Below are 11971 nucleotides of genomic sequence, written 5' to 3' on the forward strand. Positions count from 1 at the left end.
TTTGTTTCCGAAATAGCTGCGCTCAGAGCCGGATGACCGAGATCAGCCGCCCGTAATCGGCCTCTTTCTCGTGGCAGGAGCGGCGATAGGAGAAAAACCGCTCCGGGTCGGAATAGGTGCAATGCCGCGTCCACTCCGCCTCGATCCCGGCCTCGCGCATCTTGTGCAGCCCGTAGCCCGGCAGATCGAAATGCAGCCGGTCCCCTGCCCCGCCGGCAAAGAACCGGGCATTGCCGGGATCCTCGCCCATGAAATCGTCGAAGAATTCGGGGCCCACCTCATAGGCGCGCTGGCTGATCGCCGGGCCGATCACCGCCTTGATGTTCTCGCGCACCGCGCCGAGCTTCACCATCGCCGAAATCGTCTCGTCCAGCACCCCGTCGATGGCGCCGCGCCAGCCCGCATGGGCGGCGCCGACCACCCCGGCCTGCGCATCGGCGAACAGCACCGGCTGGCAATCCGCCGTCAGCACCGAGAGCGCCACGCCGGGCGTCGCCGTGACCAGCCCGTCGGCCTCGGGCACCGGGCCGTCATGCGGGCCGTCGACCGTGACCACGCGGGCGGAATGGGTCTGATGCACATTGACCAGATGGCTGACCGGCACGTCCATCGCCTCGGCGACACGGGCGCGATTGATCGCGACGATCTCCGATTGATCGGACGAGCCGGCGCCGCAATTCAGCCCGGCGAAAACCCCCGAGGAGGCGCCGCCCTTGCGGGTAAAGAACCCGTGCCGCAGCGGCGAGAGGCTTTGGGAGGTGATGATTTCCAGCATCATGTCAGCAATCCGGGCGGTGGCGTCGCACCTTCGGGGAAGAATCCGAGTGTCTTGAACAACGAACCCATTTCAGCGGGATGCGTCAACCGGCGATGTGCCGCGACATGGGTCTCGAGCGCATCGCCCGAGAGCTTCGCCGCCAGCGCGCGGGCGCGGTCGGTGATGCCGAGGCGTTCGAGAAACAGCCCCTGCGGGGTAAGCTGCGTATGGGCGCAGGGGGCCGCGTCGGCCAGCGCGCCGAAATCCACATGCGCGGTCAGATCGGCCTCTCCCGGTGCTGCCAGCGGGTCGGCACGTTCATGCCGCCGCAGCGCCTGGAACGTGTCGCCAAGGCTGCGCTCGGCGCCGTAATCGACGATCATCGCCGCGCCGCCATGCGCGGCGATGCGGCGGCCCAGCTCTTCGGCGATTCCCTGTGCCGGGGCGCAGGTCTCGACCAGATCGCCCTCACTCGTATCCGCCAGCCGGTGCGCCAGCGCCGCCTGCGCCACCGGCTCGGTCAGCCCGAAGCTCAGCGCGCCGTCGCGCAGCCCCACCACGCGCTCGGCCCAGGCATCGCCCGCGCGCAGGAACTGCCGGATCGGCAACGCGTCGAAGAACTCGTTGGCGAGCAGGAAGAGCGGCGCCTCGGGCAGATCGGCAACGCTCTCGTGCCAGACCGGCATCAGCGGCCCGAGCCGCCGCCGCTGTTCGTCGCGCAGCCGTGGCGAGGTCTCGACCAGATGCAGCCGCGCCGCCTCCAGCATGCCGGGCACCCCGCGCATGGCGCGGGTGGCGTCGGCCATCAGCGTGCCCCGGCCCGGCCCCAGCTCGGCCAGCACAAAGGGGTCGGGCCGGCCCTGATCCATCCAGCATTGCGCAAGGCAGAGCCCCAGCAGCTCGCCGAACATCTGGCTGACCTCGGGCGCGGTGATGAAATCGCCCGCCGCGCCGAGCGGATCGCGGGTCGGGTAATAGCCGTGCTGCGGATGCATGAGGCAGAGCGACATGTATTCCGCGATGCTCATCGGCCCCTCGGCGGCGATGCGCTTGTGCAGGACCTCCTCCAGCGGGGTCATGCCCGGCGCCCCGCGCGGATCGCCAGCCACAGGCCGATGGCGATCATCGGCAGCGACAGGATCTGCCCCATGGTGAGCCCGTAGCCGTTCACATGCCAGGCCAGCCCCAGCGGGTTGCCCGGCGAGACGAATTGCGCATCGGGCTGGCGCACCAGCTCGACCAGCACCCGGGCGATGCCATAGCCGGCAAAGAAGATGCCGGCGATCCTGCCCGGACGCTTCAGCGTACCACGGAAGAAGGCCAGCCAGATCAGCAGCCCGCCCAGCAGCAGCCCCTCGAGCCCCGCCTCGTAAAGCTGCGAGGGGTGGCGGGCGCATTCCGCGACCAGCGCCTGACCACACTCCTGCGCCGCCGCGCCGGGAAAGATCACCCCCCAGGGCAGATCGGTGGGCCGGCCCCAGAGCTCGGCATTGACGAAATTGGCGATCCGCCCCAGCAGCAGACCGGGCGGCACCGCGAGCGCCATCATGTCGGCGGTGGGCATCAGCGGAATGCGATTCCTGAGGCAGAAGCCCAGCACCGCGAGGATCACGCCCAAGAGCCCGCCATGGAAGGACATGCCGCCATGCCAGACCATCAGGATCTCGGCCGGGTGGGCGAGGTAATAGGCCGGCTGGTAGAACAGCACGAAACCGAGCCGCCCGCCGAGGATGATGCCGAGAATCACCCAGGTCATGAGCTGCTCGACCTGCGCCGCGCTCATCGGCGGGGTGTCGTTGCGCCAGAGCGCGCTGCGCTTCACCGCCGCCGCCGCCAGCTGCCAGCCGATCAGGATGCCGGCGATATAGGCCAGCGCGTACCAGCGCAGGGCAAATTCGAAGCCTCCGATTGAGATCGAGAACAGCTCGGAGGAGAGCGGCGGAAAGGGAATGGCGGCTTTCATGGGCGCATCAGTGCCGTGGCTTTCGCGGGGAAGTCAACCTTGAGGCCGGAGCAGTTGCGGCCCATATAGGAAGGGAGTTCAGGATCAGGAGTCTCCCATGCAGACGCGCAACAAGGTATTCGACGACATCTCGCAGCTGATGACCAACGCGATGGGCGTGGCTCAGGGTGCCAAGGACGAGGCGGAGACGGCGATGAAGTCGATGATCGACCGCTGGCTGGCCGATCGCGATTTCGTCACCCGCGAAGAGTTCGACGCGGTGCGCGCCATGGCGCAGAAGGCCCGCGAGGAAAACGAGGCGCTGAAAGCGCGGCTCGACGCGCTGGAGAAGGGCGCGGAGTAAACGGGCATAAGGGCTCCGGGGGCGGTGGGCAAATTGCCCACCCTACGTCCGAGCGACGCCCTGGCGCGGAATCAAGGCGCGCAGCGCCGCCGCGCCATCGCCGGCCCGCCCCCCGGGCTGGCGATTTGGTGACATTGACACCGCGTGTCGAGGTCTTTCGGACTTGGCCGGGATAAATCGAGAGGTTCGGCCCTCCGGATCGCCATCCCGCGGGCCGGCGATGGCGCGGCTACTCCAAACGTTGCGACCAGAGTGGGCACTCTGCCCACCGCTCCTCCTCACCCCACACCGCCCTTGCGTGACAGGCCCCTCAGCGCTATACGCCCCCGGTGGCTTTGCGCCACCGATTCAAAACACCAAGAAACGCCGTGTTTGGCCCAGTCGCTTCGGGGGCCATATCCGGCAATGGAGAAGCGACATGAAACTCAACGAACTTCGCGACAACGCGGGCGCAACCCGCTCGAAGAAACGCATCGGCCGTGGCCCGGGCTCGGGCAAGGGCAAGATGGGTGGCCGTGGTATCAAAGGTCAGAAATCCCGCTCGGGTGTGGCCATCAACGGCTACGAAGGCGGCCAGATGCCGCTCTACCAGCGTCTGCCCAAGCGCGGCTTCACCAAGCCGAACCGCAAGAGCTACGCTGTGGTCAACCTCGGCCTGATCCAGAAATTCGTCGATGCGGGCAAGCTCGACGCCGGCAGCATCACCGAAGAGACCCTGATCTCCTCGGGTCTCGTGCGCCGCAAGCTCGACGGCATCCGCGTGCTGGCCAAGGGCGAAGTGACCTCGGCCCTGACCATCGAAACCACCGGCGCGTCGAAATCGGCGGTCGAGGCGGTCGAGAAAGCCGGCGGCGCTCTGAAAGTCACGGCAGCGGCAGCCGCCGAATAAGCGGGTTGTGAGCGGCAAGCGTGCCGCTTACATAAGGCCCCACGTTTTCCACGAACGCCGCCGGAGCCGGAAAGCGCTTCCGGCGGCGTTTTCGCCTCAGAGAGGACCCGCATGGCATCCGCTGTGGAACAAATGGCCGCCAACACCAGCTGGGCGGCACTGGGCAAGGCTACCGACCTTCGCAACCGCATTCTCTTTACCCTCGGCCTGCTGATCGTCTACCGGCTGGGAACCTATATTCCCGTCCCCGGCATCGACGGCGCCGCGCTGCGTCAGTTCATGGAACAGGCCGGGCAAGGCATCGGCGGCATGGTCTCGATGTTCACCGGCGGCGCGCTGGGACGGATGGGGATCTTTGCCCTCGGCATCATGCCCTATATCTCCGCCTCGATCATCGTGCAGCTCCTGACGGCCATGGTGCCGTCGCTGGAGCAGCTCAAGAAAGAGGGCGAGCAGGGCCGCAAGAAGATCAACCAGTACACCCGCTACGGCACGGTGGCGCTGGCGCTGTTCCAGGCCTATGGCCTCGCGGTGAGCCTTGAGGCGGGCGATCTTGCCCACGATCCGGGCTGGTATTTCCGCGCCGCCGTGGTGATCACCCTCGTCGGCGGCACCATGTTCCTGATGTGGCTGGGCGAGCAGATCACCGCCCGCGGCATCGGCAACGGCATCTCGCTGATCATCTTTGTCGGCATCGTCGCCGAGATCCCGGCAGCGCTGGCGCAGTTCTTTGCCTCGGGCCGCTCCGGCGCCATCAGCCCGGCGGTGATCCTCGGGGCGATCCTCATGGTGATCGCGGTGATCATGTTCGTGGTCTTCATGGAGCGCGCCCTGCGCAAGATCACCATCCAGTATCCGCGCCGCCAGGTCGGCATGAAGATGACCGAGGCGCAGCAGTCGCACCTGCCGGTCAAGGTGAACCCGGCGGGCGTGATCCCGGCGATCTTCGCCTCCTCGCTGCTGCTGCTGCCCACCACCATCGCGACCTTCAGCCAGGCCGGCTCCACCGGTCCGATCATGTCGACGGTGCTGGCCTATTTCGGGCCTGGGCAGCCGCTCTACCTGCTGTTCTTCGCCTCGATGATCGTGTTCTTCGCCTATTTCTACACGTTCAACGTGTCGTTCAAACCCGATGACGTGGCGGACAACCTGAAGAACCAGAACGGCTTTATCCCCGGCATCCGTCCGGGCAAAAAAACCGCCGATCATCTGGAATACGTGGTCAACCGGGTGCTGGTGCTGGGCTCGGCCTATCTCGCGGCGGTCTGTCTGCTGCCCGAGATCCTGCGCTCGCAATACGCGATCCCGTTCTATTTCGGCGGGACATCGGTGCTGATTGTGGTATCGGTCACCATGGACACCATCCAGCAGGTCCAGAGCCATCTGCTGGCACACCAATACGAAGGTCTTATTCAGAAGTCGCAGCTCCGCGGCAAGAGTAAGACGCGCAAGCGGAGGGGGCCTGCACGGCGATGAACATTATACTTCTTGGACCGCCCGGCGCGGGCAAAGGCACACAGGCACGCATTCTCGTCGACGAGCGGGGGATGACCCAGCTCTCCACCGGCGACATGCTGCGTGAGGCCAAGGACAGCGGCACCGAGATGGGCAAGAAGGTCGCAGAGGTCATGGCCCGCGGCGAGCTCGTCACCGACGAGATCGTCATCGGCCTGATCCGCGAAAAGCTCGAAGCCGGCGGCTCCGGCTTCATCTTCGACGGCTTCCCGCGCACGCTGAAACAGGCCGACGCGCTGGCGGATCTGCTCGACGAGATGGGCCAGACGCTCGACAAGGTGGTCGAGCTGCGGGTCAATGACGAGGCGCTGGTGGAGCGCATCACCGCGCGCTCGACCTGCGGCAATTGCGGTGAGGTCTATAACGACATCACCAAGCCGATCCCGGCGGATGGCAAATGCTCCAACTGCGGCGGCACCGAGTTCAAGCGCCGGGCCGACGACAATGCCGACAGCCTCAAGAAGCGTCTGATGGAATATTACAAGCAGACCTCGCCGCTGATCGGCTATTACTACGCCAAGGGCCAGCATTGCCGTGTCGACGGGCTGGGCGAGATCGGCGACGTCAAGGCGGCAATTGCCGGCAAGCTCGACGGCTGAGAAACCCCGGATTTGATTTCTTCGAAAGGCAATCGTCTTATGACGGTTGCCTTTTTTATTTGCAGAATGTCAGATTATAAAATCGCGTGTTTTTATGAGTTCTGGAGTGCAAAAGATGTTGGGTTCGAAATTCAAATGCGAGTTTTCCGTCGGAGAGGCGATTGGCCAACTGGTCATCTGGATCCTCTTGTCCATTGTCACCCTGGGCCTCGCCCTGTTCGTACTCCCCTATTACTTTGTAAGGGCGCCGCTGAACCGCACCTACCTGCTCGACCGTGACGGCGCAAAGATCGGTCGCGTTTCGGTCGACGTGGACTTCATGGATATTCTTGGCCACGCTCTGGTGTGGCTGCTTTTGTCCATCATCACGTTCGGTCTTGCCTATCTCATCTACTGGCCCGCCGTGATCAAGCGCCTGCTCAATGCGGCGACCATCACCGAGATCTGATCCGGTCCTGCGCGGCCTCATCCCCGTCCGGCGGAGGCCACCTGCCCGATCCGGTTGAAGGCGAGCAGCACCCCGCCCTCCCCTTCCGCGAACTGCGTCGCGAGAAAGGCGCTGTCTTCGGGCGACAGGCTGGCATAGCCCATCGACCAGCCCAGAAAGCCGCGCTCGGCAACGGTGCGGCGCATGCGCAGCACCACATCGAAATGGCGCAGATCCTGCGCGATCCGCAGGAACAGGCGTTCGACGATCTCTCGCGGCCCTTCGAGCACCTGACAGAATCCGTCCTCGTCGCGCAGCAGATACCCCGTCACCCCCTCCCGGGCGTTGTGGGTCATCGCTTCCCGCAGGACGTCGATATCCGAGGTATGCCCGCGCGGATGGCGCGAAGCGCTTGTATATAGAAGCTGAGTGATCATATTGGCCTTACGACGCGCGCGGCGTCCGGGTCGTGTGTCGGTCTGGATACTTGCTGTTCATGAGGGACCAAACGCCAGGGCATTGCAAGCGGTTCCCATAAAGCCCTTGACCCGCGTTCCGAATCCTCATACCCACCCGCATCTCTAACCGAGAATCAGACATGCGGAGCGGGTCGCTCCCCCTCCGCAGACCACCTCATCAGCGGACAGCCCGAAGGCGGAACGGCTTTCGGGCTCATGTTGTGAAAAAAGGTTCTGGCGCTACGGAACCGCAACGAAAGGAACAGAGACTTGGCACGTATTGCCGGCGTCAACATCCCGACCAACAAACGGGTGCCCATCGCCCTCACCTACATCACCGGTATCGGCCACACCTCGGCCAAATCCATCTGTGAAGCCGTGAACATCGAGCCCTCGCGCCGTGTGAACGAGCTGTCCGATGCCGAAGTGCTCGCCATCCGCGAACATATCGACGCCAACTTCACCGTCGAAGGCGACCTGCGCCGTGAGACGCAGATGAACATCAAGCGTCTGATGGACCTCGGCTGCTACCGCGGCCTGCGTCACCGTCGCAACCTCCCCGTGCGCGGTCAGCGCACCCACACCAACGCCCGTACCCGCAAGGGCCCGGCGAAGCCGATTGCCGGCAAGAAGAAGTAAGGGAGGCACTCAGATATGGCACGTGATACCCGTCGCGGAGGCAAGAAGAAGGTCTCCAAGAACATCGCCGCCGGTGTGGCGCATGTGAACTCGTCCTTCAACAACACCAAGATCCTGATCTCGGATGTGCAGGGCAACGCGATCTCCTGGTCGTCCGCCGGCACCATGGGCTTCAAGGGCTCGCGGAAATCGACCCCCTACGCCGCTCAGCTGGCCGCGGAAGACGCGGGCAAGAAGGCGCAGGAACACGGCGTGAAAACGCTGGAAGTCGAAGTTCAGGGCCCCGGCTCGGGCCGTGAATCGGCCCTGCGCGCGCTGGCCGCCGTCGGCTTCAACATCACGTCGATCCGTGACGTGACGCCGATCGCCCATAACGGCTGCCGCCCGCCGAAGCGCCGCCGCGTCTGATCGCATCACTTTTCAAGGTGGGGCCCTGCCATTGCGCGGGGCCCTGCCTTCGTCATTTCAACCTCGGGCGTCTGCGCCTTTTGGACATGGGGCACGGACAGGAATGGAGGGACGTATGATCCACAAGAATTGGGCTGAACTGATCAAGCCGACCCAGCTGGAGGTTCGCCCCGGCGCAGACCCGACCCGCGTGGCCACGGTCGTTGCCGAACCGCTGGAGCGCGGCTTTGGCCTGACGCTGGGCAACGCCCTGCGCCGGGTGCTGCTGTCGAGCCTTCAGGGCGCGGCCATCACCAGCGTGCAGATCGACAACGTGCTGCACGAGTTTTCGTCCGTCGCCGGTGTGCGCGAAGATGTGACGGATATCGTCCTGAACCTCAAGGGCGTTTCGCTGCGTATGGAAGTCGAGGGGCCCAAGCGCCTGTCGATCAACGCAAAAGGCCCCGGCGTCGTGACCGCTGCCGACATCGCGGAAACCGCCGGCATCGATGTTCTGAACAAGGACCACGTGATCTGCCACCTCGACGACGGTGCGGATTTCTACGTGGAACTGACCGTCAACACCGGCAAGGGCTATGTCTCGGCAGACAAGAACAAGCCGGAAGACGCGCCCATCGGCCTGATGCCGATCGACGCGATCTATTCGCCGGTCAAGAAGGTCGCCTATGAGGTGCAGCCGACCCGTGAGGGCCAGGTGCTGGACTATGACAAGCTGACCATGAAGATCGAAACCGACGGCTCGGTCACTCCCGAGGACGCGATCGCCTACGCGGCACGCATCCTTCAGGACCAGCTGTCGATCTTCGTCAACTTCGAAGAGCCCGAAAGCGCCTCGCGTCAGGACGACGACGACGGTCTGGAATTCAACCCGCTCCTCCTCAAGAAGGTGGACGAGCTGGAGCTTTCCGTGCGTTCGGCCAACTGCCTGAAGAACGACAATATCGTTTATATCGGCGACCTGATCCAGAAGACCGAAGCCGAGATGCTCCGCACCCCGAACTTCGGCCGCAAGTCGCTGAACGAGATCAAGGAAGTGCTGTCCTCCATGGGTCTGCACCTCGGCATGGATGTCGAGGACTGGCCGCCGGACAACATCGAGGATCTCGCCAAGAAACTGGAAGACCAGTTTTAAGCCGAATTCCCGTCCCGGGCCTGGCCCGGGACCTCTCGCCCGGAGGCCCCGGATCACGTCCGGGGCGGGTTGGGCAAAAGACAGGGCACCCTGCCCCAAGGAGAGCGGCCCGCACGCATGGGCTGCCGGACAAAGCAAAACCGCCCGTAGAGGGCAAAAGGAGTAAGAAACATGCGTCACGCAAAAGGTTACCGCCGCCTGAACCGTACCCACGAGCACCGCAAGGCGCTGTGGGCGAACATGGCCGGCTCGCTCATCGAGCATGAGCAGATCAAGACCACCCTGCCGAAAGCCAAGGAACTCAAGCGCGTCATCGACAAGCTGATCACCCTCGGCAAGCGCGGCGATGTGCACGCGCGCCGTCAGGCCGCCGCCCAGCTCAAGCAGGACATCCACGTCGCCAAGCTCTTCGACATCCTCGGCCCGCGCTACGCCGAGCGTTCGGGCGGCTATTGCCGCGTGCTGAAAGCCGGCTTCCGCTATGGCGACATGGCGCCGATGGCGATCATCGAGCTGGTCGACCGCGATGTCGACGCCAAGGGCTCCGCCGACAAGGCCCGCCTGGCCGCTCTGGAAGCCGCCGAAGACTGATCTTCGCCCGGTTCGGAACAAGAAAGGCGCCGCAGGGATCGCTCCCGCGGCGCCTTTTTCTTTGCGCAGCCGGCCCGCGCGGTCAGGCGGTTTCCAGTTCCTTCTTCACCAGCGCCTCGATCTTGTCGACCGGATGGTTGGTGAGCGTCTTCGGCACCTCGGCGATCACCCGGTCGGAGACCTCCTTGTGCAGCGCCTCGCGCAGATCGCCCAGCACCTTGGGCGCGGCGACCAGCACCAGCCGTTCGAACGCGCCCTTGTGGGCCTCGTCATAGAGATGCTCCGCCAGATCTGCCGCAAAGCGCTCCTTTTGCAGCTCGTGCCAGTCGGTATCGGCCATGGCGGAGCGCTGCTGCACGCCGCCATCCTGCATCCGGCCCGGGCGGTTGGCGCCCTGCTCTCGATCCGAGGGGTTTTCCTGCACCTCCTCCCCGAACAGGTCCAGATTGGGGTTCTCGTGATCGGTCAGATTGCGCAGGAAAAGCGCCTTTTCGCTGTCGGTCACGACGACCCAGGTGCCTTGCTTCAGTTCGATCATCCTCACTCTCCTTACGATTCGGACTTCTCGTCGGATTTGCGGACCCGCGTCGCACCGGGCCGGTCCTGCTCCGCGCGCTTGAGCAGGTCGCGGGTGCCGACCTTGCGCTCCACCTGGCCGCCGTCGCGGCCCTGCTGCGGGGGCGTGTCCGCCTTGTCGAGATACTCTTCGGTCTCGCGGCGGCCGTCTTCGGATCTGTGTCGCTCTGCCATGGGGTCCTCCTGTTCTGCTCAGGCACAACGCCCCGGATACGATCCGCGTTCCTGCGCCCCGGCTTGAATCCGCCGGGACAGGCGGGCATATGCGAAGGATCAGGAGGTCCAACCATGCTCCGCATCTGCCTTGTCGCCCTCAGCCTCGCCGCCGCGCCGCTCGCCGCCCAGACGCCCGAGCCGCGCGTGCCGGAAAGCCAGGCCGAGATCTCCCTCAGCTTCGCCCCGCTGGTGAAAGAGGCCACCCCGGCGGTGGTCAATATCTACGCCCGCCGCGTCGTGCAGTCGCGCAGCCCGTTCGCCGGCGATCCGCTCTTCGGCAATCTCTTCCGCGATTTCGGCGGGCGCCCCCGGGTGCAGAACTCGCTGGGCTCCGGCGTGATCCTGTCGGAAGACGGGATCGTCGTGTCGAATTACCACGTCGTCGGCCAGGCCACCGATATCCGCGTGGTGCTCAACAACGGTGCAGAATACGAGGCCAGCGTGCTGATCGGCGACGAGGAGGCGGATCTCGCCATCCTCAAGCTGGAGGATGCGGGCGAGATGCCCTTCCTGCCGCTGCGCGACAGCGACACGGTGGAGGTGGGCGAGCTGGTGCTGGCCATCGGCAACCCGTTCGGGGTCGGTCAGACCGTCTCCTCCGGCATCGTCTCGGGGCTGGCGCGCTCGGGCACCGCCACGGGCAATGCGCGCGGCTATTTCATCCAGACCGATGCGCCGATCAACCCGGGCAATTCCGGCGGTGCGCTGATCGACGTCAAGGGCCGGCTGATCGGGGTGAACACCTCGATCCTCACCCGCTCCGGCGGCTCGAACGGCATCGGCTTCGCCATCCCCTCGGCGCTGGTGGCGCAGTTCGTCGATCAGGCCCGCGCCGGCAATGATGATTTCGAGCGGCCCTGGGCCGGGATGACCGGCCAGCCGGTGAACGCCGATATCTCCGAAAGCCTCGGGCTCGGCCTGCCGAACGGCGTGCTGATCGCCGATCTGCACCCTCAAAGCCCCTTTGCCGAGGCCGGGCTGGAGGTGGGCGACGTGGTGCTGGATGTGGACGGCCAGCCGGTCAACACCCCGCCCGAGATGCTGTTCCGCATGTCGGTGCGCGGGCTGGGTCATGTGGCGCGCATACGCTACCTGCATGACGGTGCGCCGCAGGAGGCGAAGGTCGAGATGATCGCCGCCCCCGAGACGCCCCCGCGCGAGGCGGTGACGCTGGATGAGGATGCGGTCCTGCCCGGGCTGGCGCTGGCGCGGATCAACCCGGCGGTCGGCGCGGAGCTGAACCTGCCCCTGCCCGATGACGGTGTGGTGGTGACCGATCCCGGCCCCTATGGCACGCGCATCGGGTTGCGGCCCGGAGACGTGCTGCGCGCCATCAATGGCCGCGCGGTGGAAAAGACCGGCGATGTGGGCCGGCTGCTGAAGCGCGCCGCCCCGCGCGTGCGGATCGACGCGCTGCGCGGCGGCGGTCGGGTCTCGCTGCGGTTCCGGACCTGAGCC

Annotated in this window: 16 protein-coding genes; 10 read left to right on the top strand and 6 right to left on the bottom strand. The window is 65.4% G+C overall.

Going from position 1 to position 11971, the window contains the following annotated elements; all coding sequences use genetic code 11:
- Nucleotides 1–22: 22 nt before the first annotated feature.
- From pgeF to lgt, 3 genes are read right to left on the bottom strand one after another with little or no spacing between them, the layout of a single operon-like run.
- On the bottom strand, nt 23–778 hold the full coding sequence (pgeF, locus tag Ga0080574_RS07595) for a peptidoglycan editing factor PgeF (protein WP_076696671.1): 756 nt from the start codon (nt 776–778) through the stop codon (nt 23–25).
- Nucleotides 775–1836 (bottom strand): class I SAM-dependent methyltransferase, encoded by a 1062-nt coding sequence (locus tag Ga0080574_RS07600; RefSeq protein ID WP_076705774.1) that lies wholly within the window; start codon nt 1834–1836, stop codon nt 775–777. The genes pgeF and Ga0080574_RS07600 overlap by 4 nt, the downstream gene beginning before the upstream one ends.
- Nucleotides 1833–2720: a prolipoprotein diacylglyceryl transferase gene (lgt, locus tag Ga0080574_RS07605; RefSeq protein ID WP_076696673.1), complete on the bottom strand. Its 888-nt coding sequence runs from the start codon at nt 2718–2720 to the stop codon at nt 1833–1835. Before lgt ends, Ga0080574_RS07600 begins: the two co-directional genes overlap by 4 nt.
- 97 nt (nt 2721–2817) lie before the next feature.
- Here lgt and Ga0080574_RS07610 point away from each other — a divergent pair, with 97 nt between their 5' ends.
- The 5 genes from Ga0080574_RS07610 to Ga0080574_RS07630 all read left to right on the top strand — a co-directional run bounded on the left by Ga0080574_RS07610 (nt 2818) and on the right by Ga0080574_RS07630 (nt 6514).
- Nucleotides 2818–3063, top strand: coding sequence for an accessory factor UbiK family protein (locus Ga0080574_RS07610; RefSeq protein WP_076696675.1), 246 nt, complete (start codon nt 2818–2820; stop codon nt 3061–3063).
- 418 nt (nt 3064–3481) lie between these two features.
- A complete protein-coding gene (gene rplO / locus Ga0080574_RS07615; RefSeq protein WP_076696677.1) occupies nt 3482–3952 on the top strand; it encodes a 50S ribosomal protein L15 in 471 nt (156 codons plus the stop codon).
- A 111-nt stretch (nt 3953–4063) separates the two neighbouring features.
- Nucleotides 4064–5428, top strand: coding sequence for a preprotein translocase subunit SecY (gene secY / locus Ga0080574_RS07620; protein WP_076696679.1), 1365 nt, complete (start codon nt 4064–4066; stop codon nt 5426–5428).
- Nucleotides 5425–6066 (top strand): adenylate kinase, encoded by a 642-nt coding sequence (locus Ga0080574_RS07625; RefSeq protein ID WP_076696681.1) that lies wholly within the window; start codon nt 5425–5427, stop codon nt 6064–6066. The genes secY and Ga0080574_RS07625 overlap by 4 nt, the downstream gene beginning before the upstream one ends.
- Nucleotides 6067–6181: 115 nt before the next feature.
- Nucleotides 6182–6514: a DUF6693 family protein gene (locus tag Ga0080574_RS07630; RefSeq protein WP_076696683.1), complete on the top strand. Its 333-nt coding sequence runs from the start codon at nt 6182–6184 to the stop codon at nt 6512–6514.
- Nucleotides 6515–6531: 17 nt separating this feature from the next.
- Here Ga0080574_RS07630 and Ga0080574_RS07635 read toward each other — a convergent pair whose 3' ends face one another.
- Nucleotides 6532–6930: a BLUF domain-containing protein gene (locus Ga0080574_RS07635; RefSeq protein ID WP_076696685.1), complete on the bottom strand. Its 399-nt coding sequence runs from the start codon at nt 6928–6930 to the stop codon at nt 6532–6534.
- 291 nt (nt 6931–7221) lie between these two features.
- Here Ga0080574_RS07635 and rpsM point away from each other — a divergent pair, with 291 nt between their 5' ends.
- The 4 genes from rpsM (at nt 7222) to rplQ (ending at nt 9721) form a co-directional block, all read left to right on the top strand.
- On the top strand, nt 7222–7590 hold the full coding sequence (rpsM, locus tag Ga0080574_RS07640; RefSeq protein ID WP_076696687.1) for a 30S ribosomal protein S13: 369 nt from the start codon (nt 7222–7224) through the stop codon (nt 7588–7590).
- Nucleotides 7591–7605: 15 nt separating this feature from the next.
- Nucleotides 7606–7998 carry a 30S ribosomal protein S11 gene (rpsK, locus tag Ga0080574_RS07645; protein ID WP_076696689.1) on the top strand — a complete coding sequence of 131 codons (393 nt, stop codon included), beginning with the start codon at nt 7606–7608 and terminating at the stop codon, nt 7996–7998.
- Between the two features lie 115 nt (nt 7999–8113).
- The gene (locus Ga0080574_RS07650; RefSeq protein ID WP_076696692.1) at nt 8114–9130 is read left to right on the top strand and encodes a DNA-directed RNA polymerase subunit alpha; all 1017 of its coding nucleotides are present in this window, start codon (nt 8114–8116) and stop codon (nt 9128–9130) included.
- A gap of 171 nt (nt 9131–9301) precedes the next feature.
- Nucleotides 9302–9721 carry a 50S ribosomal protein L17 gene (gene rplQ / locus Ga0080574_RS07655; RefSeq protein ID WP_076696694.1) on the top strand — a complete coding sequence of 140 codons (420 nt, stop codon included), beginning with the start codon at nt 9302–9304 and terminating at the stop codon, nt 9719–9721.
- Between the two features lie 82 nt (nt 9722–9803).
- Here the strand turns inward: rplQ and Ga0080574_RS07660 are convergent, their stop codons facing one another.
- Nucleotides 9804–10259, bottom strand: coding sequence for a host attachment family protein (locus Ga0080574_RS07660; RefSeq protein ID WP_076696696.1), 456 nt, complete (start codon nt 10257–10259; stop codon nt 9804–9806).
- Between the two features lie 11 nt (nt 10260–10270).
- Nucleotides 10271–10471, bottom strand: a complete 201-nt coding sequence (locus tag Ga0080574_RS07665) for a hypothetical protein (protein WP_076696698.1) — start codon at nt 10469–10471, stop codon at nt 10271–10273.
- Nucleotides 10472–10585: 114 nt separating this feature from the next.
- On the opposite strand from Ga0080574_RS07665, the gene Ga0080574_RS07670 reads away from it, so the two are divergent.
- Nucleotides 10586–11968 carry a trypsin-like peptidase domain-containing protein gene (locus Ga0080574_RS07670; protein ID WP_076696699.1) on the top strand — a complete coding sequence of 461 codons (1383 nt, stop codon included), beginning with the start codon at nt 10586–10588 and terminating at the stop codon, nt 11966–11968.
- Nucleotides 11969–11971 lie beyond the last annotated feature (3 nt).

This window comes from Salipiger abyssi, assembly GCF_001975705.1.
Lineage (GTDB): Bacteria > Pseudomonadota > Alphaproteobacteria > Rhodobacterales > Rhodobacteraceae > Salipiger > Salipiger abyssi.

What these genes read in the sequence shown, in the direction of transcription:
- pgeF (WP_076696671.1), bottom strand. Translation starts at nt 778, where the DNA reads ATGATGCTGGAAATCATCACCTCCCAAAGCCTCTCGCCGCTGCGGCAC.
- Ga0080574_RS07600 (WP_076705774.1), bottom strand. Translation starts at nt 1,836, where the DNA reads ATGACCCCGCTGGAGGAGGTCCTGCACAAGCGCATCGCCGCCGAGGGG.
- lgt (WP_076696673.1), bottom strand. Translation starts at nt 2,720, where the DNA reads ATGAAAGCCGCCATTCCCTTTCCGCCGCTCTCCTCCGAGCTGTTCTCG.
- Ga0080574_RS07610 (WP_076696675.1), top strand. Translation starts at nt 2,818, where the DNA reads ATGCAGACGCGCAACAAGGTATTCGACGACATCTCGCAGCTGATGACC.
- rplO (WP_076696677.1), top strand. Translation starts at nt 3,482, where the DNA reads ATGAAACTCAACGAACTTCGCGACAACGCGGGCGCAACCCGCTCGAAG.
- secY (WP_076696679.1), top strand. Translation starts at nt 4,064, where the DNA reads ATGGCATCCGCTGTGGAACAAATGGCCGCCAACACCAGCTGGGCGGCA.
- Ga0080574_RS07625 (WP_076696681.1), top strand. Translation starts at nt 5,425, where the DNA reads ATGAACATTATACTTCTTGGACCGCCCGGCGCGGGCAAAGGCACACAG.
- Ga0080574_RS07630 (WP_076696683.1), top strand. Translation starts at nt 6,182, where the DNA reads ATGTTGGGTTCGAAATTCAAATGCGAGTTTTCCGTCGGAGAGGCGATT.
- Ga0080574_RS07635 (WP_076696685.1), bottom strand. Translation starts at nt 6,930, where the DNA reads ATGATCACTCAGCTTCTATATACAAGCGCTTCGCGCCATCCGCGCGGG.
- rpsK (WP_076696689.1), top strand. Translation starts at nt 7,606, where the DNA reads ATGGCACGTGATACCCGTCGCGGAGGCAAGAAGAAGGTCTCCAAGAAC.
- Ga0080574_RS07650 (WP_076696692.1), top strand. Translation starts at nt 8,114, where the DNA reads ATGATCCACAAGAATTGGGCTGAACTGATCAAGCCGACCCAGCTGGAG.
- rplQ (WP_076696694.1), top strand. Translation starts at nt 9,302, where the DNA reads ATGCGTCACGCAAAAGGTTACCGCCGCCTGAACCGTACCCACGAGCAC.
- Ga0080574_RS07660 (WP_076696696.1), bottom strand. Translation starts at nt 10,259, where the DNA reads ATGATCGAACTGAAGCAAGGCACCTGGGTCGTCGTGACCGACAGCGAA.
- Ga0080574_RS07665 (WP_076696698.1), bottom strand. Translation starts at nt 10,471, where the DNA reads ATGGCAGAGCGACACAGATCCGAAGACGGCCGCCGCGAGACCGAAGAG.
- Ga0080574_RS07670 (WP_076696699.1), top strand. Translation starts at nt 10,586, where the DNA reads ATGCTCCGCATCTGCCTTGTCGCCCTCAGCCTCGCCGCCGCGCCGCTC.